The organism is Massilia aurea (assembly GCF_014200505.1).
Lineage (GTDB): Bacteria > Pseudomonadota > Gammaproteobacteria > Burkholderiales > Burkholderiaceae_D > Telluria > Telluria aurea_B.
The window spans coordinates 286025-308721 of record NZ_JACHBX010000001.1 but is presented as its reverse complement, the minus strand read 5'-3'; the positions used below and the strand labels follow the sequence as shown (position 1 = coordinate 308721).

Below are 22697 nucleotides of genomic sequence, written 5' to 3'. Positions count from 1 at the left end.
GCTTGCCATCCCCGGGGGCTTTCTACTACTCACAGTTACGATAGCCTTGCGCTGCGCTACCGCCGGCATCGCCGCGCGATACCAGTCAGAAGCACATCAGAAGTACGACAGCCCCAGCGCCTTCTTGACTTCGTCGGTCGTCGCCGCCGCGACTTCTCGCGCCTTCATCGTGCCTTCCTTCAGCATCTGCATGACGTAAGCCGGGTCTTTCGCAAACTCTTCGCGGCGCGCGCGGATCGGCGCCAGCATGTCTTGCAGGATGCCTTCGAGGCGTTTCTTGACGATGCTGTCGCCCAGGCCGCCGCGCTGGTAATGCGCCTTCATCTCGGCCAGGCCGTCCTTGTCGGTATCGAACGCGTCCAGATACGTGAAGGCGACGTTGCCTTCGATGTGGCCCGGGTCGGAGACCTTCAGGTGCAGCGGGTCGGTGTAGACGTTTCGGACGGCGGCGCGGATCTCGTCAGGGCTGGCGCCCAGGTTGATCGTATTGCCCAGCGACTTGCTCATCTTGGCCTTGCCGTCGATGCCTGGCAGGCGCCCCACTTCGGGCACGAAGGCCTTGGCTTCCACCAGAATGTCGCGCCCGACGATGCGGTTGAACTTGCGCACGATCTCGTTGCACTGCTCGATCATCGGGATCTGGTCTTCACCGACCGGCACCATGTTCGCCTTGAACGCGGTGATGTCGGCGGCCTGGCTGGCCGGGTAGGTCAAAAAGCCCGCCGGAATGTCGCGCTCGAAGCCGCGCAGGACGATTTCGGCCTTGACGGTCGGGTTGCGCTCGAGGCGCGCAACGGTCACGAGGTTCAGGTAATAGAACGTCAGCTCGGTCAGCTCCGGGATTTGGGACTGGATGAACACGGTCGTCTTGGCCGGATCGATCCCGACAGCAAGGTAATCGAGCGCCACTTCGACCACATTCCGGTGTACCTTACCCAAGTCATCCATATTGTCGGTCATGGCCTGCGAGTCGGCGAGCATGACGAATTGACGGTATTGATGCTGGTATGCCACGCGATCGCGCAGGCTGCCGACGAAGTGGCCCAGGTGCAGCGGGCCCGTTGGCCGGTCACCGGTGAGGATGATCGAGTTGGCAGCTGGCGTAGTTGCTGCGGTTGGTACGGCAGCAGTGGCAGTATCGATAGAAGTAGTAGTTGAAGTAGGCAGTGTCATCGAGGTTCCTGGTTCTATGCCCCGATCGCTGCGTATCAACAATGAACGCCGCCTGAATCGAGGCGGCTATGAAATGCACATCATTTCCCGTGGCCGCGCGCTATCAGCGGCGCCACCAGGAAAGAATGAAATGTGCTTTCGGAAAGATCATGGACCGCATGGTTGCAGGTTGCCGCCGCGCTGTCAACCGCCACCCGGTCCGTGACTCGGCAGCAGGGCTCTCCCAACACAACACAGATCAGTCAGAGCACTTCAGGTCGACCAGCTAGTTGCAATAATATTAAGGAACCAACGCCATGAACAAGAGCACGAACAGCCACAATGATCAGAACCACCAGGACCATCCCCTCGAACTGTGGGGCGGCCTCGAATGCACCGTCAACCGCGTGCAGGACGCCTATTTCAGCCAGCTCGACCGCAACGGCCACACCGACCGGCCGTGCGACATCGAGCGCTTCGCCGGCCTCGGCATCCGCGCCATCCGCTATCCGATCCTGTGGGAACGCACGGCGCCGGATGGCCTCGAGCACGCCAACTGGCACTGGCCCGACGAACGCCTGAACGCCCTGCGCGCCGCCGGCGTCACGCCGATTGCCGGCCTGGTCCACCATGGCAGCGGGCCTCGCCACACGAGCCTGGTCGACCCCGGTTTTGCAGAGGCACTGGCCGACTACGCCGGCGCCGTCGCCGCGCGCTATCCCTGGCTCGAGTACTACACCCCCGTCAACGAAATCTGCACGACGGCGCGCTTCGCCGGCCTGTACGGCGTCTGGTATCCGCACGGGCGCGACGACCGCACGTTCATCCAGGCGCTGCTGAATCAGTGCCGCGCCACCGTGCTGTCGATGCGCGCGATCCGCGCCGTCAATCCGGCTGCCAAGCTGATCCAGACCGACGATCTCGGCAAGACCTACAGCACGCCCGAACTGAGCGACGTCGCCGAGTTCTACAACGAGCGCCGCTGGCTCGGCTGGGACCTGCTGTGCGGGATGGTCGTGCCCGACCACCCGTTGTGGAACTACCTGCTGCGCAATGGCGCCGAGGCCGCCGAACTCCTCTGGTTCCGCGATAACCCGTGCCCGCCCGACATCATCGGCTGCAATTACTACGTTACCAGCGAGCGCTGGCTCGACCATCGGCCGGAGCGCTATCCGGCGCACCACCGCGGCATGGCCGACGACCTCCCGTGCGCTGACGTCGAAGCGTCGCGCGTGCTGGCCACGCCCACACCGGGCATCGCCCCGCTGCTGCAGGAAATCTGGGAACGCTACGGCATCCCGCTGGCGATCACCGAGGCGCACATCGACGCCAACCGCGAAGACCAACTGCGCTGGCTCCTTGAAATCTGGGAAGCCGCGCAGGGGTCGCGCGCCAATGGCGTTGACGTGCGCGCCGTGACGGTCTGGGCGCTGCTCGGGTCGTTCGACTGGAACTGCCTCGTCACCGCAGAGAACGGCTATTACGAGCCGGGCCCGCTTGACGTGCGCTCGCCACTGCCGCGCCGCACTGCGCTGGCGACGATGATGAACGAACTGGCCGCCGGCGAGCCGCTGTCGCATCCGGTGCTGCGCGCACAGGGCTGGTGGCGTCGCCCGGGCCGCTTCGTGTGCCAGCCGGTCGCCACGCCCGACACCGTAACGTCCACCGCCGCCGATGGCCACCGCGTGGTCGACATGAGCGCCCCGCCCATCCTGATCCTGGGCGCGACCGGCACGCTGGGCCGCGCCTTTGCCCGCATCTGCGAAAAACGCAATCTGGCGCACCGCCTGCTGTCGCGCCAGGACATGGACATCGCCGATCAGGAATCGGTCGAGCGCGCACTGGCCCGCTACAAGCCATGGGCCGTGATCAATACCTGCGGCTACGTGCGCGTGGACGATGCCGAGAACGAACTCGAACGCTGCATGCGTGAAAACACCGTGGGCGCGGCGACGCTGGCCGCCGCCTGCGCGCAGCATGGTATCCACCTGACGACGTTCTCGAGCGACCTCGTGTTCGATGGCAGCAACGAGCGGCCGTATGTCGAATCCGATCCGGTCGCGCCGCTGGGCGTGTACGGCCGCAGCAAGGCCGAGGCCGAGCGCGTGGTCCTGCTGAATCACCCGGGCGCGCTGGTCGTGCGCACCAGCGCCTTTTTCGGGCCGTGGGACGAGCACAACTTCGTCACCCAGGCACTCGCTGCGCTGGAACGGGGCGACCCGTTCGTCGCAGCCGGCGACCTGACCGTGTCGCCGACCTTCGTGCCCGACCTGGTGCATGCGTGCCTCGACCTCGCGGTCGATGGCGAAGCCGGCATCTGGCATCTGGCCAACCAGGGCGAACTGACCTGGGCCGAGCTGGCGCGGCGCGCGGCCGAACTGGCCGGCATCGATGCCAGCAGTCTGGAATCAAAAGCGGCCGAGGAATTCGGCTTCACGGCGCCGCGCCCACGCTATTGCGCGCTCGCCAGCGAACGGGGCGCGCTGCTGCCGACGCTTGACGATGCGCTGCGCCGCTACATCGACCTGCGCAATGCCGACCGCGACGAACGGCGCGAGCTCGAAGCGCAGGCCGAACGGCGCCAGGACGTGGCGGGTGGCGAGCGCCAGGCCGAACTGGATGAGGCCATCCACTCGGGGACCTGACCGGTCCGTGTGGTAGGGTTGGCGCTCGCGCCAACCCTCCACGAACAGGTACTACCGTGAACGACCACCACGCTTTCCCCTTCCTGCGTGAAATCCTGCTGTTCCTGATCCTGGCCGGCATCCTCATTCCTACCCTGCAGCGCCTGCGCATCAATCAGGTGCTCGGCTTTCTCGCCGTCGGCGCCCTGCTCGGCCCCTTTGGCCTGGGCGCGCTGGCCGTCCACACGCCGTGGCTCTCGTTCCTCACCTTCCCCGCCGGCCCCGGCATCTCGATGCTCGCTGAAATCGGCGTGCTGTTCCTGATGTTCATGATTGGACTCGAACTGTCCGCTGCGCGCCTGTGGTCGATGCGGCGCTGGGTGTTCGGCGCCGGCTCGGCGCAGGTCGTGGCCAGCGCGACGCTGATCGGCGCCGCCCTGTATCTGTATGGCTTGCCGGGTCAGGCCGCTGTCATCCTCGGCCTCGTACTCTCGCTCTCGTCCACCGCCGTCGTCATGCAGCTGATGAACCAGCAGCACAGCACCGGCACGCGCCTGGGCCAGGCCGCCTTCGCCGTGTTGATGCTGCAGGATCTGGCCGTGGTGCCGATCCTGATCCTGATCGGCGCGCTGGCCAAGGGTGCCGGCGACGGCAACGACGCGCTGCTGCTGGCCGCCATCACGCTGGCCAAGGCCGCCGGCGCGATCGCCCTCATCTATTTGGTCGGCGGGCGCGTCGTGCACCCGCTGTTTCGCGCCTTCGCCCGCCAGCGCCAGCCCGACGTGTTCATGGCGCTGGTGCTGCTCGCCACCTTCGGCATCGCGGCATTGTCGGCCGCCGCCGGCCTGTCGATGGCGCTAGGCGCGCTGATCGCCGGCCTGCTGCTGGCCGAGACCGAATTCAAGCACGAGGTCGAGCTGATGGTCGACCCGTTCAAGGGTCTGCTCATGGGGTTGTTCTTCATGACGGTCGGGATGACGATCGACACCGGCCAGATCCTCGACGCACCGCTGTGGCTGGCCACTTTTGTTCTCGAGCTGGTGCTGATCAAGGGCGTCGTCGTGGCCCTCCTTTTCCGGATGGGCGGCCTGCCGTGGGGCCGCGCCGTCGAAGGTGGCCTGCTGCTGGGCCAGGGCGGCGAATTTGCCTTCATCGTCATCGGCTATGCGGCGACCAGCGGGGTGCTCGATCCGGCGCTGGGCGCGCGCGTGATGCTGGCGGTGGGCCTGTCGCTGTTCATCACGCCGCTGCTGGCGCGCCTGGGCACGGCCATTGGCGACCAGCTGGAAACGCGAGGGGAGCAGCTGGCCGCGCAGCACGATCATGCCGCCCTGAGTGCGGTGCGCGGTCAAGTCATCATTGCCGGCTTCGGCCGCGTGGGCCAGCAACTGGGCAAGCTGCTCACTGCGCAAAAGATTCCGTTCGTGGCATTCGAAACCGATGCGCGGCTGGTCGCGCAGCTGCGCGCCGACGGCTGGCCGGTCTGGTTCGGCAACGCGGCGCGCCCCGAGCTGCTGCGCCGCGTGCACGCCGACGAGGCGCCTGCGATCGTGCTGACGATGGACCAGCCGCTCGCAGCGCTGCAGGCCGTGCACGGCATCCGGCGCGAATTCCCGCACGTGGCCTTGTTCGCCCGCTCGCGCGACGAGAAGCACGCGCGCGACCTGCGCCTGGCCGGCGCCTCGGTCGTGGTACCGGAAACGCTGGAAGCGAGCCTGCAATTGTCCAGCTTCGTGCTCGGGGCGATGGGCCTGGAAGAGCGCACGATCGACGCCATCGTCGACCGTGAACGCGCACTGTCCGCGGCCGCCCAGCTGGCCCCGCAGCCCATGGCCGGCCCGTTATAATCGGCGCTTCATGATTGCCTACCTGCCTGAACCATGACGCCATCCTCTCCTTCCGCTTCCGCTTCCACATCGCTGCCCAAGGCGCTCGGCCACATCCGCGTGCTCGACCTGTCACGCGTGCTGGCCGGCCCGTGGTGCGCGCAAAACCTGGCCGACCTGGGCGCCGACGTGATCAAGATCGAGCGCCCCGGCAGTGGCGACGACACGCGCGCCTGGGGCCCGCCGTATGCGAAGGATGCCGATGGCCGCGACACGCAGGAAGCGGCCTACTACCTGACCGCCAACCGCGGCAAGCGCTCAATGACGGTCGATATCGCCAGCAGCGAAGGCCAAGCCCTGCTGCGCGAACTGGTGCTGTCATGCGACGTGGTGCTCGAGAACTTCAAGGTCGGGCACCTGGCGCGCTATGGCCTCGACTACGCGAGCCTGAAGGCGCTCAAACCCGACCTGGTCTATTGCTCGATCACGGGCTTTGGTCAGGATGGCCCATACGCGCACCGCGCCGGCTACGACTTCCTGATCCAGGGCATGGGCGGCCTGATGTCGGTGACGGGCGAGCGGGATGATGTGCCCGGCGGCGGGCCGCAAAAGGCCGGCGTCGCGCTGACCGACCTGATGACGGGCATGTATGCGACGGTGGCCGTACTGGCCGCGCTGACGCACCGCGACCGCACCGGCGAAGGCCAGCAGATCGACATGGCGCTGCTCGACACGCAGGTGGCGATGCTGGCCAATGTCGGCAGCAATTACCTCAACAGCGGCAAGGCGCCGAAGCGCTGGGGCAATGCGCACGCCAATATCGTGCCGTACCAGACCTTCGCCTGCCTGGACGGCCACATCATCGTCGCCGCCGGCAACGATGGCCAGTACCAGAAGTTCGTCGAAGCAGGCGGCCGGCCCGAGCTGGCGTTCGATGCGCGCTTTGCCACCAATCCGCTGCGGGTGCAGCATCGCGACGTGCTCGTGCCGCTGCTGGCCGAGATGGTCGGTGAAAAAACGCGCGCCGCCTGGATCGCGCTGCTGGAAGAACACGGCGTGCCGTGCGGGCCGATCAACGACGTCGGCGAGGTCTTCGCCAACGAGCAGGTGCAGGCGCGCGCGATGGCGATCGCGCTGCCGCATCCGAGTGCCGGCGAAGTCACACTGGTGCGCAATCCGATCCGCATGTCGGCCACGCCGGCCACCAGCAGCGTGGCGCCGCCCACGCTGGGCCAGCACACGCTGGACGTGTTGCGCGATGTGCTGGGCAAGAGCGACGCCGAGATCGCCGCCCTGCAGAACCGCGGCGTCGTCTAGCGCCGTCTCTCGTCACCTGGCGGCCGCCCGGCGGCCAGGGCTGCGTCAGCGCACCCGGGTCCAGGCCCGCACCGACGCGAACGCCAGCAAAAACAATGAACAGATCAGCAGACTGAACATCGCGCCGGCAATGTAGAAGCCCGGCGTGAATGGGGTACCCGACAAGACCGACCAGGCCTTGAGGCACGAGACCGACCCGACCAGCGAAAAGGCGACCACGGACACGACCTCACTCAGGGAAACACGCATGACGGCACCGTTGGAACAGGGTTGCTGGTGCAGGACAGCTGCACCATAATTTCCCTACAGTAACATGCGACCTTGTCATCAAAATGCGTGCATTCTCACATGCACGCAGGCTGCATGCCGCCGCCGGGCTGCGCACGAATATTTATTTTCATCCGGCTGCATCCAATCCTGCATCTGGTGCGTAGTACCCGTGTCGACATGGCAGCCTGCCCGCGGGCCGTGCGCCCTGATCCACTTTGACGACCCATTCTACTAATAAGGACACATCATGAAAAAACCACAATTCGCCAAGCTCGTCCTCGTATCGTCGATCGCCCTTGCGCTGACCGCCTGCGGCAGCGACGACGATGACAACAACGCCGCGCCGGCGCCGACCACCCCGCCGCCGGCATCCGCGACTGTTGGCGATGTGGTTGCCCTGACTGTCAGCAACCGTCTGATCTCGTTCGACCGCGCCGCCCCCGCGACCATCCGCACCAATGTGCTCGTCACCGGCCTGCAGAGCGGCGAAAACCTGGTCGGCATCGACATGCGTCCGGTCGACGGCATGCTGTACGGCGTCGGTTCGACCGGCCGCCTGTACACGCTCGACCCGGTCACCGGCGCCGCTACCAACAAGTCGCGCCTGGCCGCTGACGCTGCCGACACCACCGACGCGTTCACCGCGCTGGCCGGCACCAACTTCGGCGTCGACTTCAACCCGATGGCCGACCGCCTGCGCATTGTCAGCAACACGGGCCAGAGCCTGCGCATCAACGTCGACACCGGCGCGACGACCACCGACGGCAGCATCAACGGCGGCGCAGCGAACACGGCGATTTCGGCCTCGGCCTATACCAACTCGTTTGCCGGCACCGGCTCGACGACACTGTTCGGCATCGATGCCGTCAACAACACGCTGTACACCCAGAACCCGCCAAACAACGGCACGCTGGCCAACCCGGTCCCGCTGGGCATCGTCGCCGGCGCCGTCAACGGCTTCGACATCGATGCACGCACCAACATGGGCTATATGGTGGCCACCGTTGGCGGCGCACGTAACTTGTACGGCGTGAACCTGGCCGCCACCAGCGCACCGGCGACGCTGGTGGGCGCGCTGGGCGTGACCGAAGACATCCGCGGCATCGCGCTGCGCGCGGCGCAGACGCCGGTCGTGCTGGGCCTGACCGACGATAACCGCCTGGTCGGCTTCAAGGTCGGCACGCCGAACACGCTCGACACCAATGTCACCATCAGCGGCCTGGCCCCGGGTGAACTCGTGCTGGGCATCGACGTGCGTCCACGTGACAATATGCTGTATGGCCTGACCTCGACCGCGCGCCTGATCACGATCGATCCGGCCACCGGCGTGGCCACCGTGAAAGCCACGCTGGCCGCTGACAGCACCGACACCACGCTGCCGTACACCGCGATTGCCGGCACCGCGTTTGCCGTCGACTTCAACCCGGTGGCCGACCGCCTGCGCGTGATCAGCAACAGCGGTCAGAACCTGCGCATCAACGTCGATACCGGCGCGACCACCACCGATGGCGTCATCAACCGCGTCGGCGCGGCGCCTAGCGTGGCAGCAGCCGCCTACACGAACAGTATCCTGAACGCGACCACCACGCAGCTGTTCGACGTCGACAGCACCAGTTCGGTGCTGGCCCTGCAGAACCCGCCAAACGACGGCACGCTGGTCAATGTCGGCCCGCTGGGCGTGACGATCGCCGGCGACGGCGGCATGGACATCGCCGGCGGTGCGAACGGCCTGGTGCTGGCAGCCCTGCGCACCACCGCCGGTGGCCCGACGTCGCTGTACCGCGTCGACATCACCACCGGCGCCGGCACGCTGATCGGCGGGGCCGCCAACCCGGCCGCATCGCGTATCGGCAGCGGCATGCCGGGCGTGAAGGACATCGCGATCTGGCTGCGTTGATCTGGCTGCATTAATCATCCTGTAGGATGAACAAAGGGCGTTCCCGCTTGCGTGGGAACGCCCTTTTCCGTTGGTGCGCGCGATATTTAGATGACCACGGCGCGGCCGATGAACAGGATCGGACCGGTCGGCTTGCCGATCGGCGAGCCGGCCTGCGGCTCCAGCGTAATTTCGAACAGCTGGTTCGGCACGATCTTCGGCAGCTTGTCGAGCTTGACCTCGACGGTCTCGCCCGGCTTGACGAGACCCAGCGACACGGGACCGGACCAGTTGTCGGCCTTGGTCCACAACTGCAGCGCGCGCTGCGCCGGCACGGCGGTTGACACCAGCGGTTCTAGGCGCAGCGTGGTCGCGCCCGTCATCTTGAGCACCCAGCCCGGCGCCGCGTTCTGCGGCGCGGCCAGCACGACCATGTAGTGCGGCTGCTGTAGGTCATTGACGCGCAGGCCGACCATCACCGCCATGACAGCAGCGGCGGCAAAGCCGCCGGCGGCCAGGCCGCGCCACAGACCCAGGCGCTCCCACCAGCCGGCGCGCGCAGGCGTCACTGGCTTGCTAACAGGTCCCAGGCTGCGCTCGATGCGCGCCCACAGCGACGCCGGCGGCGTGCTCGGTTCCACCAGCGTCGTCAGGGGCAGCAGCCGCGCTTCCCAAAAGGCGACCGCAGCGCGCAGCGTGGCATTGTCAACCAGCGCAGCGTCGACCTCGAGCCGCTTGGCGCGCGGCAGCGTGCCCAGCACGTATTGGCCAGCCAAATCATCATAATCATGTGTTGCGTTCATACCATGCACTCCCGCAGCGCGCTCATGCCGCGCTTGATCCAGGCCTTCACCGTGCCCAGCGGCGATTTGAGCCGCTCGGCGATTTCACTGTGCGAGAAGCCATCCACATAGGCATGCAGGATGCTGTTGCGCTTGGCCGGATCGAGCTGCGTCAGGCACTCGTGCAGCCGGCCCATGTCCTGGCGCAGCTCGAAGGCGTCCTGCATATTGGGATCGAAGGCATCGGCGTCGAGCGCGTCGAGCGTGTCTTCGTCAACGCCGACTTCACGGGCGCCGTCGCGCACGGCGTCGAGCGCCGCGTGGCGCACGATCGTGTACATCCAGCCCCGGCCCGAACCGCGCGTGGGCTCAAAGCTGCCGGCGCGGGTCCAGATGCTCACGAAGGCGTCATGCACGACGTCTTCGGCGCTCTGGCGGTCGCGCACGATGCGCAGCGCCACGCCGAGCAAGCGCGGGCTTTCCTGGTCATACAGCCGGCGCAGGGCGTGCCGGTCGCCGCGGGCGCAGGCGCTGATGGCGGCTTCATAGTCGAATGGGTCGGGTGCGGTTGTCACGGTGGTCCGTTGGCAAGTGGCGTCTGTCGGATTATATAGGCGCAGTCAAACGCGCAGAGCGCGCTGGGCACACCTCAGGCCAAAGCTGCGCTGTCGCGCTGGCGCTGGCGGTCCAGCGCCTGGCCGACGCTCACTGCCAGTTCGGCCAGCTGGAACGGTTTGCGCAGCACAATGTCGTCGCCAATCACCTGCTCGATTGCTTTCATGTCGGCGTAGCCGGTGGCGATGATCATCGGCAGGCCCGGGAACATCGCGCGCGTACGCACCATCAGGTCGGCGCCCGTCATGCCGGGCATCAGGTAATCGGTGATCAGGAGCTCGGGACGCGCCCGTTGCAGGGCCGCCAGGCCCGCTTCGCCGTCGGCCGCCTGCGTCACGTGGTGACCGAGCGCTTCGAGCGACGACACCATCGAGGCGCGCACGAAATCATCGTCCTCGACGATCAGGATGCGCGCCGGCTCGCTTGCCACCGGCATCTGCGCCAGCGGCGCCGGCTCGGCCTCATCCAGCCCGGTAGCGGCGCGCAGCCAGATTTCCACCGTGGTGCCCACGCCCTGTTCGCTGAGGATGCGCGCCGCGCCGCCCGATTGCTGCGCCATGCCGTACACCTGGCTCAGGCCCAGTCCCGTGCCCTTCACGCCCTTGGTCGTGAAGAACGGTTCGAACACCTTGGCCACCAGTTCCGGCGCCATGCCTTCACCGCTGTCGGTCACGGCGATGCGCACGTAGTCGCCCTCGGCCAGCAAGCCGGCCGGCGGGGCCGACAGGCCGGCCGCGAACACCAGCTCGCCGCCAGCCGGCATCGCGTCGCGCGCATTGATGGCCAGGTTCAGTAACGCCATCTCCATCTGGTTGCCATCGGCCAGCACCGCCGCGCAGTCGTCGTCGACGGCAAAGCGCAGCCGGATGGCCGAGCCGACCGAGCTTGCCACCAGTTCGCGCACGCCGTCGAACAGCAGGCCGATATGGGTTTCGCGCAGGTCGAGACTCTGGTTGCGCGCGAACGCGAGCAACTGGCTTGTGAGCTTGCCGCCGCGCTGGCAGGCGCGGCGCGCGATCTCGGCGCGGCCCTTGGCCACATCGTCCTTCGACATCAACAGGATCAGGTCCATGCTGCCCTGGACCACATTGAGCAGGTTGTTGAAGTCATGCGCGATGCCGCCGGTCAGGCGCCCGACCGCTTCCATCTTCTGGTACTGCGCCATCGCCTGCTGCACCCGCTCGCGCTCGATGATCTCGTTCATCAGGCGGTCGTTGGCCTGGGCCAGCGCGCGGGTGCGCTCGTCGATGCGCGATTCGAGCGTTTCGTTCAGGGCGACGAGTTCCTGCCGGCTGTCGTGCAGGCTCTGCGCCGTGCGCTCGCGGTCGGCCAGCACGTCGCGCGCCTGGTACTGGCGGCGGCGCGCGCGCAGGGCCGAGATGCTGGCGCTGCGCAGCGTCTGCGCATTCAGTGGACGTTCGAGCAGGATCACGTTGCCGTAGTCGCCCAGGCGCTCGCGGGCCGCACCCTGCTGCAGGCCAACGGTCTTGGCCAGCAACACGATGAATGGAAAGTCGGACCACGGCGCCTGCGCTTCGAGCCAGGCATGCAAGGCCCTGGCATCGACGTTCTGCAGCGCTTCTTCGGCCAGGATGGCCGCGCCGGCACCCTCTTCGATCGCCGCGCCGAGCTGGGCGAAGTCGGTGAAGGCCTTGCACTCGAGGCCATCGCGCTGCAGCACCGACGCCATGACCTCGGCGTCGCGCCCGCGCGGCGCGAAAATCAGGATGCGTTCCTCGCGCGCGCTGCGCGGCTGGCTATTGCCCGGCATCTGGAACCGGAACCATCATGGGCGTGGCGCCGCGGTAGTTGGGGATGCCGGTCAGCACACCCTCGAAGCCCACGAGCGGCGCACCGATGCGCACGCCGCCGTGGCCCAGCTGCAGCTCGTGGATCGTTTGGGCGTGCTGCGTGGTGCGGCTCTTGATCACGCTGATGGCGCGCCGCACATTGCCGCTCGTCTCAAAAAAGCGCATCAGCACCGTGCTGTCGCTCAGGTAGCTCAGGTCGACGTCGGTGCGGCCTTCGGCCATCAGGCCATGCTGGCCCAGGATCATCATCGTCGTCACGCCCTGCTGGTTCAGATACGACAGCAGTTCGTGCATCTGCAGCGTCAGGAACTGTTCGCCCGGCATGGCCTGCAGATAGGCGTTCAGGCTGTCGATCACCATGAAGCGCGTGCCCTGCTGTTCGACGGCGTCGCGCAGCAGTTGCGCGAATTCGCCGGGCGAGAGTTCGGCCGGATCGAAGTGGCACATCGCGAGCTGGCCGGTGGCCAGGTAGGGCCGCAGGTCCAGTCCCAGTTGCGTGCTGCGGGCAAAGAAGGTGCCCAGGCCTTCGTCGAACAGGTAGTAGGCCGCCTTTTCGCCACGCTCGAGCGCCGCCAGCAGGCAGCGCGTGGACAGCGTGGTCTTGCCGATACCGGACGGGCCGACGATCAGCGTGTTCGTGCCGCGGATCAGGCCACCGCCCAGCAGCGCGTCGAAGCCGTCGGAGCCGCTCGAGCCGACCAGCGGCACGAAGTCGCGCACGTGTTCGGCAGCGACCAGGCGCGGATACATCGTGATGCCGCCCGTATCGAGCGCATAGTCATGGTAGCCGCCACGGAAGCGAATCCCGCGCATCTTGAGGATATTGACGCGGCGCCGCTCCTTGCCGTAGTCGCGGGCAATCTGCTCCAGGCTGATGACGCCGTGGGCAATGCTGTGCAGCTGCTGGTCGGACTGGTTGGTCTTGTCATCGAGCAGCAGAACAGTACAGCCGCGCGCGGAGAAGAATTGTTTGAGTGCCAGAATCTGGCGCCGGTAGCGCAGCGGATTCTGGGCCAGCAGCCGCATTTCGGACAGGCTGTCGAACACCACCCGCACCGGCTGCAGTTCGTCGACCCTGTCCATCACCTTGCGCGTCGTTTCGCCCAGTTCGATTTCGGATGGGTGGAACACCGACTGTTGCGCATCAAGATCAAGGTCGTCTTCGCCCGCCAGCTCGTAGATCGACAGCGGGGTCAGGTCCCAGCCATGGCTTTGACCCACCGCAATCAGTTCATCAGTGGTTTCGGACAGGGTGACATACAGGCCGGCTTCGCCCCGCGCCATGCCGTCGAGCAGAAATTGCAGGCCAAGCGTGGTCTTGCCGGCGCCGGGCGAACCTTCGACGAGATACACGCGCTGGGGCGTCAAGCCGCCACCCAGGATGTCGTCAAGGCCGGCAATACCGGTGGAAATGCGGCCAGTGAGATTGGCGGAAGTGCGGTCGTTCATGAGAGCAGCCCAGGAAAGTCGGCCGATCGACACGTGGGGCAACTGCTGCACGCGAAAGACCTGGTGAAAAGCGTTGCTTTTTGCAACGGAAGTTAAGCAGATTATATCGTCATTATGCGTGCGCATGAGCCGCAGAGCGGCAACCGTGCTACACTATCGCTTGTATGGCATCGATCACTCCTCCACGATTACAAAGTTTCAGGAATGACAACACGAGATTGCCACTGGAAAATTCTACTACCGTCCCCATATCGTGTTCCTGTGGACAAATGATTCGCGCAAAGCGCGACGCCACGGCACGAGATGGCACACGGGCCGCAACACCCAGCGAAGTCAATATTATTCCCATCCTGACACTGTCTGCTTCACGCAGGCCGCATCATCCGCCAGCCCGTGCGCCGCGCGCCAGGCTGGTGTGATTACCCAATATTAAAATTTACAGGAGCTCCATCATGGCAAAAGAAGAACTCATCGAAATGAATGGCGTCGTGGCTGAAGTGCTGCCGGACTCGCGTTATCGTATCGACTGCGAAAACGGCCACAAGCTGATCGCTTACACCTCGGGCAAGATGCGCAAGAACCACATCCGCATCATCGCCGGCGATCAGGTCAGCCTCGAATTGTCGCCGTACGACCTGAGCAAGGGCCGGATCACTTTCCGTCACCTTGGCAAAACCGGCGGCGCACCGCGCCCGCAAAACCGCGCAGCTCGCCGCTGATCGGACAACGCCACGCTTCGCAGCGTGGCGTTTTTACTTGTGCGCCCGGTTTTCGGCCGGCGCGCGGCATCGGTATTGCCCGCCAGTCGGTATTGCCCGCTACTCGGTATTGCTCCCCTATTTACTCCAGCTAGTAGTTCACCGGCAACGGCGCCAGCCGCCGCAGATGCAGCGCGATCGCCAGCCCCACCCCCAGCAGCCCCGCCAGCAAGGTCACTACACCGGTCCAGCCCCAGTGCTCGTAGACATACCCGCCCGACCAGCCCACCACGCTCGATCCCAGGTAATAGAAGAACAGGTAGATGCCCGAGGCCAGCGCCTGTGGCGCCCGCGCGCGCCGCCCTACCCAGCTGCTGGCCACCGAGTGCGACGCAAAGAAGCCGAACGTCGCCAGGCCCACGCCCAGGACGATCGCCACCAGTGAATCGGCCAGCGTGATCAGCAAGCCGGTGATCATCAGCCCCATCATGAGCCACAGCACATTGCGCCGCCCAAGCCGGTCGGCCAGCTTGCCGGCCCACATCGAGCTGACGATGCCCAGCAGATACAGCAGCGACAGCAGCCCGACGGCGCTCGGGCGCAGATTGAACGGCGCGCCCAGCAGGCGGTAGCCGATGTAGTTGTACAGCGTGATGAAGGCGCCCATCAGCAGGAACGACAGCGCGAACAGCCACGGCAGCCCCGGATCGCGCAAGTGGATCCGCAAGCCGGCGACGAAGCCGGGGCCGCGCGCCGGCAGCGTCGCGCCATGGCGCGAGGTTGGCAGGCTGCGCGAGAATTCCCACGCCGCGTACAGTCCGGCCGCGCCGAGCACACCGAGGGCGATGCGCCACGAGGCGAAATCGCTGATGAAGGCCGACAGCACCCGCCCTGTCATGCCGCCAAAGGCGCTGCCGCTGATGTACATGCCCATCGAAAGGCCGAGGGATGTCGGTTCGATCTCGTCGCCCAGGTACGCCATCGCCACGGCTGGCAAGCCGCCCAGCATCAGGCCCATGCAGGCGCGCAGCGCCACCAGGTGGAGGTAATCGGACGCGAAGGCGCAGCCCAGGGTCAGCACAGCGCCGCTGAGCATCGAGCCGACCATGACCTTCTTGCGCCCGAAGCGCTCGGCGACGTTGCTGGAGCCCAGCAGTGCGAGCGCCAGCGTGGCCGTCGCCACCGACAGCACCAGGCTGCTCTGCGCGGGTGACAACCCGAAGTCGCGGCCCAGTAGCGGCATCAAGGGCTGAACGCAGTACAGCAGCGCAAAGGTGGAAAAGCCACCAAAGGCCATGGCGCGGTTGATGCGCCGGAACGCCGCGCTGCCGGCGGCAATGCGGGCGCCCGGCATGCTCACCTGGCAGCCTTCACGGATACTCGGGATCGAGCTCCGACCCGGCGTAGTTTTCCATTTCGGCAAACAGCTGCTTCATCGTCGCCGTCGTGCCAATCAGTTGCAGCACCGTGCAACTGGCGCGGTAGGTCGCGATGCGCGCAGCGATGACTGGCTGGTGCGCCGGCGGCACACGCGCCATCAGCTCGGCCCAGCCGGCCTCGAAATCGGGATTGTGCTTGCGCACCGCCTTGACGAAGCGTTCGAACTCGCGCTGGCCGGTGCGCGCCGTGATGCGCGCGCCGCCTTCGGCCGCAAAGATGATCGCCATCGCGATCACGCCTTCGGCATTCAGGTCCGGATCGACGACCGCGCCCTCGTAGTGATGCTTGCGCAGCCACTCGGCCGCCTTGACGACCGCCTGGACTTCCTGGCGCTGGCGCACCTGGCCCAGATAGCGCTCGTAGCCCGACCACGATTCGCCCGGGTCGGCCGTGCAGATATCGACGAACAATTCTTTCAGACGCCGCTGCGCATAGATCGGGTCGAGATCGTACTCGCTCACCAGGCTGTCCTCGGGTAGCGCGGCCAGCTCGCGGATCAGGCGAAAACCCGCCTGGAACGCGTGCTCGGCGCCCTCCCCGATCAGGATGTCGAGCGCATCGAGGTCGCCCTCTTCCTCGGTCTGGATCAGGTGCTCGAGGCCCAGCGAGATGCCGCCGACCGTCAACAGCAGCGCGCGCCCGATGCCTTCGGCGGTGCGGTCGTTGGTGAACTTTTCGGCCACCATGGCGGTGATCCCGGACAATTCATCGGCCAGGATCGCCGCTTCATCGGGCGTGGCGTCGACCGGCAGCAGCCGGATCGCGCGGATCAGCCGGGGCGGCTTTTCAATGACAATGGCAGGCAACATGCTGGGGCCTGCTGTCACGAAAAGATGTCCGAGCCCAGGCTGCGGCGCGGGCTGCGGCGCGGCATGCTGCGCACCGATGGCACCTGCTTGCGCAGGCGGAGCAGCAGGTCGCGGGTCGAACGCTGCATGAATTCGGACTCTTCGTCGGGATCGTCCGGCAGTTCGATCTCGGCCATCTCGGCGCTGTGACGGAACTCCGGGAACAGCTCCAGCAGCGAGCGCTCCCAGCCATCTTCGCTGGCCTTGGCCAGGTCGACTGCCAGCGGCACGATGTCGCTGTCGGCGCTCGTCTGGCCGCTCACGTAACGGCCCTTGGACAGGATCTCGCCCGCCACTTCGAGGATTTCGCGCGGGGCCAGCGACCACATGATCGCGAAGATCGTCGCGCCATGGTCGGTGGCGGACGCCGCTTCGAGCAGCTCGTTGCGGCGCTCTTCGTCGTCCTGCGCATACACCACGCCATGGACGTGGTTGAACAGGTTTTCGGCGATGCGCTCGGGATCGTCCTCGATCAGGTTGTCGGGCCAGGTCGCGGCGATGTAGGCCAGGCTGTCGGCCCAGGCCTTGGGCGGGACCAGCATCGTGGCCAGCGACGTCTTGCCGCCGTCAAAGCCAGCCAGGTGCAGCGCCGTCACTTGCGGTGGCAGGTCGCTCAGCACCTGCGCCACGGCGTAGTCGCCATGCTCGTCGGCCGCTTTCGAAAACACCTCTTCGGCGTGGTCGAGTGAGCCGGCCAGCACCAGGTCGCCCACCTGCTGCGTCAGGGCTGGCAGGTGTTCATTCTTGCTGCCGGTATCATCGCTCATCGCGGTCTCCTTCGTCGAACAGGCCGCTGAAGTCGTCGGTTGCTTCGCCGTCTTCATCGACATCGTCGCCGTCGTCGTTGCGGCCCAGCTGCTCGAGCGACTGGTCTTCATCGTCCCAGCGATTCTGGTTCTTGAACAAGAATGCGGTGATGATCGCCTGGCGCGCCAGCTCGGGGAAGTTGGTGGTCATCGCTTCGTACATCTTGGCGCCATCGTCGCCCGTGCATTCGGCCATCGCGAACACCTTGGCCGGGTCGCCGTCGGCGTAGTCGAGCGCTTCGCGCATCAGGCCCTTGGCGTCCAGAAAGCGGATCTTGTCGACCAGCGCGAAGGCCATCATGTTGACGTCGTCGATGCCGCCGCCGTCGGCGTATTCGGACACCAGCGCGTTCACCATCATGTCGTAGTTCTTGCGGTTGGGCGGGTCGCCCAGAGTGCCTTCGATCTGGCCTTCCAGTTCACGCGACTGGAAAGAAAATTCGGGATGTACGTTTTTCATAATGTGTCCTGTAGATGTATTTGGCGGGCCGCAGCGGCAGCCGAAGCGTCAGTGCGCAGGCAGGTTGACGCCGTTCAGGGCGAACAGCGAACGCCACAACTCGAAGGCTTCGGCTTCGGCGTCGAGCACGATGCGGTGGTTCAGGCTCTGGTTGTAGTCGTCGCGCTTGGCGCGGTCAGACAGGATCTCGTAAGCCTTGCTCACGGCCTTGAAGCGCGCCTCCGCGCCCGGCGCCTGATTGCGGTCCGGGTGATAGCGCATGGCCAGCGAGCGGTAGACCTTCTTGATCTCGTCGTCGGTGGCATTCGGGGCCACGCCGAGGATCGCATATAAATTTTCCAACAGAAACTCTCCCGGCGTCAGCCGTCTGGCAATGAATCACGGTTTAAAGAGAGATTATCCTATAGAAAAGGTTCGACGGGGCGCGAGCGCCCGCTTTCACCGGCTGGCGGCAACGGCGGGCGGGGTAACGACGAGGGCATGCTACAGGGTCGCTGTCTACGGTAAAATGCCCGACACCTTACCCTCCCAGAACTATCTCATGAGCAACGACAAGAATTCCCCGGCGCCGGGCAACGCACCGTCGTCGAACTTTGTGCGTGCCATCGTCGAATCCGACCTGGCCGCCGGCACGCATGCCCGTGAGGGCCTGCCGCCCGTGATCACGCGCTTCCCGCCCGAGCCGAACGGCTACCTGCACATCGGCCACGCCAAATCGATCTGCCTGAATTTCGGCCTGGCGCGTGACTATGGCGGCCTGTGCCACCTGCGTTTCGACGACACCAATCCCGAGAAGGAAGACCAGGAATACGTCGACACGATCATCGACAGCGTCAAGTGGCTCGGTTTCTCGTGGCAGCAGGACGGCCAGGAGCACCTGTACTACGCCAGCGACTACTTCGACCAGCTGTACGCGATGGCCGAGTACCTGATCCAGAACGGGAAAGCCTACGTCGACAGCCAGAGCGCCGAAGAGATGGCGAAGAACCGCGGCAATTTCGGCACGCTGGGCACCAATTCACGCTTCCGCGACCGCCCGGTCGAAGAATCGCTGCAGCTGTTCCGCGACATGAAAGCCGGCAAGTACAAGGATGGCGAACACATCCTGCGCGCCAAGATGAGCGAAGATGCGATGTCCTCGCCCATCATGACGAACCGCGATCCGGCCCTGTACCGCATCCGCCATGCGCACCATCACCGCACGGGCGACGCCTGGTGCATCTACCCGATGTACGACTACACGCACCCGATTTCGGATGCCATTGAAAACATCACGCACTCGCTGTGCACGCTGGAATTCCAGGATCACCGCCCGTTCTACGACTGGCTGGTCGAGACGCTGGCCGAAGGCGGCTTCTTCAACAAGCCCGTGCCGCGCCAGTACGAATTCGCGCGCCTGAACCTGACCTATGTCGTGACCTCCAAGCGCAAGCTGCGCGCGCTGGTCGACGATGGCACCGTCACCGGTTGGGACGATCCGCGCATGCCGACCATCGTTGGCCTGCGCCGCCGCGGCTACACGCCCGAATCGCTGCAGCTGTTCTGCGAGCGCATCGGTGTGTCGAAGGCCGATGGCTGGATCGACATGAGCACGCTCGAAGGCGCGCTGCGTGACGATCTGGACCCGAAAGCGCCGCGCGCGATTGCCGTGCTGCGCCCGTTGAAACTCATCGTCGACAACTTCCCCGAAGGCGAGTCGCACGAGTGCAGCTCGCCCGTGCACCCGCACCATCCCGAGATGGGCAAGCGGACCTTCCCGTTCACGCGCGAACTGTGGATCGAGCAGGAAGACTTCATGGAAACGCCGGTCAAGGGCTACTTCCGCTTCACGCCGCCCCAGGGCGACCTGCCAGGCAGCCGCGTGCGCCTGAAGTATGGCTATGTGGTTGAATGCACGGGCTTCGACAAGGATGCCGACGGCAACGTCACCGCCGTGCACGTGAAATACTTCGAGGATTCGAAGTCGGGCACGCAGGGCGCGGACAACTACAAGGTCAAGGGCAACATCACGTGGGTCAGCGCCGCCAGTGCGCTGGAAGCCGAAGTGCGCCTGTACGACCGCCTGTTCCTGGACCCGCAGCCGGACGCCGGCGGCAAGGACTTCAAGACGGTGCTCAATCCGAATGCGCTCGAGACGATTACCGCGTATCTGGAACCGGGCCTGAAGGATGCCGTGGGCGACCAGCGCTTCCAGTTCGAGCGTCACGGCTACTTCGTGGCCGACCGCGTCGATTCGACGCCGGGCAAGCCGGTCTTCAACCGGGTGACGACGCTCAAGGACAGCTGGGGCAAGTAATCCGCCGGCTCTAGAGCCGGTCATGTAACCATCCGGTCATGCAACGATGTCATCCTCCGGGCATCTTGATGACCGGAGTAATTGCATGACCCGTCCAATGCCTCACCGCGCTGCCACCTGCGCGGCGCTTTCCCTGCTGGCCGTGCTGGCAGGTTGCAGTCCTGGCGACAGCGACACTCCTGTCGCCGTCACGCCACCGGTGCAAACGCCGGCCCCGTCCCCTGCTCCGGTGAGCACCGCCGTCGCCTTCATGAGCGACGTGCACTTCCAGAATGTCTACGGCGACTTCAAGAGCAGCCAGTTCGCGGGCATTCCGACCAAGGACGGCAAGAACGCAACCATCCGCACGATGTATGCGCAGCTGACCTCCACGCGCCTGTTCAACGAAAATTACTTCGCGTTCTACGCCGCGCTCGACGACGCCTATGCCAAGGGCATTCGCGTCGTCGCGCTCCCGGGCGACTATACCGACGACGCCCAGCCGATGAACGTCGACGGCATCGCCGAGATCATGAAGCAGTACCAGGCCAAGGGCATGCGCTTTTTCATCGCGCCCGGCAACCATGACCCCGTCGAGCCGTTCGACGACAATGAAGCGGGCAAGAACGACTTTCTGACCAAGGACGGTAAGGAGCAGAAAATCTATGCCACCGGCAATCCGGCATGCCTGACCAAGGATCCGACGGTGATCTGCACCGACCAGGTCATGGAGCAAGGCACCGAACGCCTGATGGTCAAGATGGGCGAATTCGGCTTCATGCCGAACAAGGCCGACCTGCTGTGGGAAACCCCGTTCAGCAAGTACGACGCCGGCAAATACACGTATGACGCGGCGCTGGCGCAGTCGGGCAGCAAGAGCCGCGAATTCGAAATCTGCGCCGAAGGCTCGGGCGGCGCCTACAAGGCTGCCGGCGAAGCGAAACTGGGCAAAGCCTTCACCAAGTGCACGAAGCTGATCGACACGACGTACCTGGTCGAGCCGGTCAAGGGCCTGTGGCTGCTGTCGATCGACGCCAATGTGTTCGTGCCGAACGCGAAGTTCGACCCGGCCAACCCGACCAGCTTCAAGGGCTTCGATGGCGCCGGCAACGCCGGCTGGAACAAGGTGATCACCCACAAGATGTTCCTGATGGACTACATCAAGTCGGTTGCCGCGCGCGCGAAGGCCGAGGGCAAGCAGCTGATGGCCTTCTCGCACTATCCGACCATGGACTTCTACGCCAACCAGACGCAGGCCATGAAGGACGTGTTCAAGTCGGGCGCATTCCAGACGGCGCGCGTGCCGGACGCGAGCGTCGCCAATGCCGTGGCGGCCACGGGCCTGCGCCTGCACGTGGGCGGGCACATGCACTTCAACGGCACCAACGACCACACTGACGGCAGCGGCAACTACCTCGTCAACGTGCAGTCGCCGTCGCTGGCTGTGTATGGCGCCGCCTACAAGGTCGTGACCTACAAGGATGCCGAGACGATCGATGTCCAGACGATGCCGCTGTCGACGGTGCCGCGCTTTGCCGAACTGTTCCCGCATTACGTGGTCGAAAACGATTACCTCAAGGGCAGCTCGGTTACGGCCGATGTCGCCAAGCGCTGGGACCGCAGCATCCTCGACACCCGCTCGTATGGCGAATTCACGCACCAGTACTTCGGCGAGCTGTCGCGCCTGCGCTTCATGGACGAATACTGGCCGTGCGAGATGAAAGAAGCGGCGATGGCTCTGAACGGCAAGCAGATGCTGATCCTGTCGCAGTTGCAGACCAGGGTCACACTGGCGCAACTGAAGGACGCGCCCGGCATCCTGCCCTTGACCGCTGCGTGCGCCGCTGCGGGCACACCGGCGAACACGACGGTTGCTGCGTCGACGCTGGCCACCGACTGGCAGGACGCCACCGTGCGCGCCGACCGTCTGGCCACGGCTGCTGGCCTGCGCCTGGACGACTTCGCGAACCTCACGCCGTACGCGTTCTACGGCGACTTCCACCGCACCGTGTATGCAGGCGAACTGGCCCTGCGTGACATGGGTCAGGCGCGCGTGAACCAGTACAAGGTCCTGATGGCGGCATTCCCGGCCACGCCCGCGCCGATCATGCGCATCGGCGACAAGCCGTCCGACCAGAACCCGGTGCAGGTGCCGTTCCAGCAGCAGTTCAAGGGCGTCTTCGCAATTCTCAAGGGCCTTGGCTCGGCCAAGCCGAGCGACCATTTCACGGTCGACCTGAAGGGCAAGAAAGTCAGTAACGCCAGCAACAACGGGCTGAGCTTCAACTAGTCCGGTCGCAGCCAGGTCGTGGCCATGTCACGGCGCCCCGCTTGCAACGAGCCGGGCGCCGTGATCGCATCAAAGAGGCGGCAGATTGCAGAACCTAGTAAACCTGCTAGCTACGGTGGACGCCGACAATGCTTAGCGTAGAAACATCATCCGCACGC

18 protein-coding genes are annotated in these 22697 nt (G+C 65.4%); 7 read left to right on the top strand and 11 right to left on the bottom strand.

The genetic code is table 11. The features are described from left to right. Window positions 1-96 precede the first annotated feature (96 nt). Window positions 97-1173 (bottom strand): tryptophan--tRNA ligase, encoded by a 1077-nt coding sequence (gene trpS / locus HD842_RS01265; protein WP_229424543.1) that lies wholly within the window; start codon window positions 1171-1173, stop codon window positions 97-99. Between the two features lie 296 nt (window positions 1174-1469). On the opposite strand from trpS, the gene HD842_RS01260 reads away from it, so the two are divergent. From HD842_RS01260 to HD842_RS01250, 3 genes are read left to right on the top strand one after another with little or no spacing between them, the layout of a single operon-like run. Beyond that, complete coding sequence (locus HD842_RS01260; RefSeq protein ID WP_183549903.1) at window positions 1470-3797, top strand: family 1 glycosylhydrolase; 2328 nt, start codon at window positions 1470-1472, stop codon at window positions 3795-3797. A gap of 56 nt (window positions 3798-3853) precedes the next feature. Next, the gene (locus tag HD842_RS01255) at window positions 3854-5623 is read left to right on the top strand and encodes a cation:proton antiporter domain-containing protein (protein WP_183549900.1); all 1770 of its coding nucleotides are present in this window, start codon (window positions 3854-3856) and stop codon (window positions 5621-5623) included. A 33-nt stretch (window positions 5624-5656) separates the two neighbouring features. After that, entirely contained in the window at window positions 5657-6919 is a 1263-nt protein-coding gene (locus HD842_RS01250) for a CaiB/BaiF CoA transferase family protein (protein ID WP_183549897.1), read from the top strand. Between the two features lie 45 nt (window positions 6920-6964). Here HD842_RS01250 and HD842_RS01245 read toward each other — a convergent pair whose 3' ends face one another. Next, a complete protein-coding gene (locus HD842_RS01245; RefSeq protein WP_183549895.1) occupies window positions 6965-7168 on the bottom strand; it encodes a hypothetical protein in 204 nt (67 codons plus the stop codon). Between the two features lie 268 nt (window positions 7169-7436). Here HD842_RS01245 and HD842_RS01240 point away from each other — a divergent pair, with 268 nt between their 5' ends. Further along, window positions 7437-9086, top strand: a complete 1650-nt coding sequence (locus HD842_RS01240; protein WP_183549893.1) for a DUF4394 domain-containing protein — start codon at window positions 7437-7439, stop codon at window positions 9084-9086. Window positions 9087-9172: 86 nt separating this feature from the next. Here the strand turns inward: HD842_RS01240 and HD842_RS01235 are convergent, their stop codons facing one another. From HD842_RS01235 to HD842_RS01220, 4 genes are all read right to left on the bottom strand, one after another. Continuing rightward, window positions 9173-9868, bottom strand: a complete 696-nt coding sequence (locus HD842_RS01235; RefSeq protein ID WP_183549891.1) for an anti-sigma factor — start codon at window positions 9866-9868, stop codon at window positions 9173-9175. Further along, window positions 9865-10422 (bottom strand): sigma-70 family RNA polymerase sigma factor, encoded by a 558-nt coding sequence (locus tag HD842_RS01230; RefSeq protein WP_183549889.1) that lies wholly within the window; start codon window positions 10420-10422, stop codon window positions 9865-9867. The genes HD842_RS01235 and HD842_RS01230 overlap by 4 nt, the downstream gene beginning before the upstream one ends. A 74-nt stretch (window positions 10423-10496) precedes the next feature. Then, complete coding sequence (locus tag HD842_RS01225) at window positions 10497-12233, bottom strand: response regulator (protein ID WP_183549887.1); 1737 nt, start codon at window positions 12231-12233, stop codon at window positions 10497-10499. Continuing rightward, window positions 12220-13722, bottom strand: coding sequence for an ATPase domain-containing protein (locus HD842_RS01220; RefSeq protein ID WP_183549884.1), 1503 nt, complete (start codon window positions 13720-13722; stop codon window positions 12220-12222). The genes HD842_RS01225 and HD842_RS01220 overlap by 14 nt, the downstream gene beginning before the upstream one ends. A 452-nt stretch (window positions 13723-14174) precedes the next feature. On the opposite strand from HD842_RS01220, the gene infA reads away from it, so the two are divergent. Next, window positions 14175-14441: a translation initiation factor IF-1 gene (gene infA, locus HD842_RS01215; RefSeq protein WP_183549881.1), complete on the top strand. Its 267-nt coding sequence runs from the start codon at window positions 14175-14177 to the stop codon at window positions 14439-14441. Between the two features lie 130 nt (window positions 14442-14571). On the opposite strand, the gene HD842_RS01210 is transcribed toward infA, so the two are convergent. From HD842_RS01210 to HD842_RS01190, 5 genes are read right to left on the bottom strand one after another with little or no spacing between them, the layout of a single operon-like run. Then, a complete protein-coding gene (locus tag HD842_RS01210; RefSeq protein ID WP_183549878.1) occupies window positions 14572-15774 on the bottom strand; it encodes an MFS transporter in 1203 nt (400 codons plus the stop codon). A gap of 16 nt (window positions 15775-15790) precedes the next feature. Further along, on the bottom strand, window positions 15791-16669 hold the full coding sequence (locus tag HD842_RS01205) for a hypothetical protein (RefSeq protein ID WP_183549875.1): 879 nt from the start codon (window positions 16667-16669) through the stop codon (window positions 15791-15793). Between the two features lie 14 nt (window positions 16670-16683). Continuing rightward, window positions 16684-17475: a hypothetical protein gene (locus HD842_RS01200; protein ID WP_183549872.1), complete on the bottom strand. Its 792-nt coding sequence runs from the start codon at window positions 17473-17475 to the stop codon at window positions 16684-16686. Further along, window positions 17465-17974, bottom strand: coding sequence for a hypothetical protein (locus HD842_RS01195; protein WP_183549869.1), 510 nt, complete (start codon window positions 17972-17974; stop codon window positions 17465-17467). The genes HD842_RS01200 and HD842_RS01195 overlap by 11 nt, the downstream gene beginning before the upstream one ends. 48 nt (window positions 17975-18022) lie before the next feature. Beyond that, entirely contained in the window at window positions 18023-18316 is a 294-nt protein-coding gene (locus HD842_RS01190) for a DnaJ domain-containing protein (protein WP_183549866.1), read from the bottom strand. 199 nt (window positions 18317-18515) lie between these two features. Here HD842_RS01190 and HD842_RS01185 point away from each other — a divergent pair, with 199 nt between their 5' ends. Together HD842_RS01185 and HD842_RS01180 are read left to right on the top strand one after the other, a co-directional pair. After that, a complete protein-coding gene (locus HD842_RS01185; protein WP_183549862.1) occupies window positions 18516-20270 on the top strand; it encodes a glutamine--tRNA ligase/YqeY domain fusion protein in 1755 nt (584 codons plus the stop codon). An 85-nt stretch (window positions 20271-20355) separates the two neighbouring features. After that, window positions 20356-22539 carry a metallophosphoesterase family protein gene (locus tag HD842_RS01180; protein ID WP_221290047.1) on the top strand — a complete coding sequence of 728 codons (2184 nt, stop codon included), beginning with the start codon at window positions 20356-20358 and terminating at the stop codon, window positions 22537-22539. Window positions 22540-22697: the final 158 nt, after the last annotated feature.

Excerpts from the sequence above, each read along its gene's own strand:
- trpS (WP_229424543.1), bottom strand. The coding sequence starts at position 1,173 with ATGACACTGCCTACTTCAACTACTACTTCTATCGATACTGCCACTGCT.
- HD842_RS01240 (WP_183549893.1), top strand. The coding sequence starts at position 7,437 with ATGAAAAAACCACAATTCGCCAAGCTCGTCCTCGTATCGTCGATCGCC.
- HD842_RS01180 (WP_221290047.1), top strand. The coding sequence starts at position 20,356 with ATGACCCGTCCAATGCCTCACCGCGCTGCCACCTGCGCGGCGCTTTCC.
- infA (WP_183549881.1), top strand. The coding sequence starts at position 14,175 with ATGGCAAAAGAAGAACTCATCGAAATGAATGGCGTCGTGGCTGAAGTG.
- HD842_RS01195 (WP_183549869.1), bottom strand. The coding sequence starts at position 17,974 with ATGAAAAACGTACATCCCGAATTTTCTTTCCAGTCGCGTGAACTGGAA.
- HD842_RS01205 (WP_183549875.1), bottom strand. The coding sequence starts at position 16,669 with ATGTTGCCTGCCATTGTCATTGAAAAGCCGCCCCGGCTGATCCGCGCG.
- HD842_RS01225 (WP_183549887.1), bottom strand. The coding sequence starts at position 12,233 with ATGCCGGGCAATAGCCAGCCGCGCAGCGCGCGCGAGGAACGCATCCTG.
- HD842_RS01250 (WP_183549897.1), top strand. The coding sequence starts at position 5,657 with ATGACGCCATCCTCTCCTTCCGCTTCCGCTTCCACATCGCTGCCCAAG.
- HD842_RS01260 (WP_183549903.1), top strand. The coding sequence starts at position 1,470 with ATGAACAAGAGCACGAACAGCCACAATGATCAGAACCACCAGGACCAT.
- HD842_RS01245 (WP_183549895.1), bottom strand. The coding sequence starts at position 7,168 with ATGCGTGTTTCCCTGAGTGAGGTCGTGTCCGTGGTCGCCTTTTCGCTG.
- HD842_RS01185 (WP_183549862.1), top strand. The coding sequence starts at position 18,516 with ATGAGCAACGACAAGAATTCCCCGGCGCCGGGCAACGCACCGTCGTCG.
- HD842_RS01210 (WP_183549878.1), bottom strand. The coding sequence starts at position 15,774 with ATGCCGGGCGCCCGCATTGCCGCCGGCAGCGCGGCGTTCCGGCGCATC.
- HD842_RS01235 (WP_183549891.1), bottom strand. The coding sequence starts at position 9,868 with ATGAACGCAACACATGATTATGATGATTTGGCTGGCCAATACGTGCTG.
- HD842_RS01200 (WP_183549872.1), bottom strand. The coding sequence starts at position 17,475 with ATGAGCGATGATACCGGCAGCAAGAATGAACACCTGCCAGCCCTGACG.
- HD842_RS01220 (WP_183549884.1), bottom strand. The coding sequence starts at position 13,722 with ATGAACGACCGCACTTCCGCCAATCTCACTGGCCGCATTTCCACCGGT.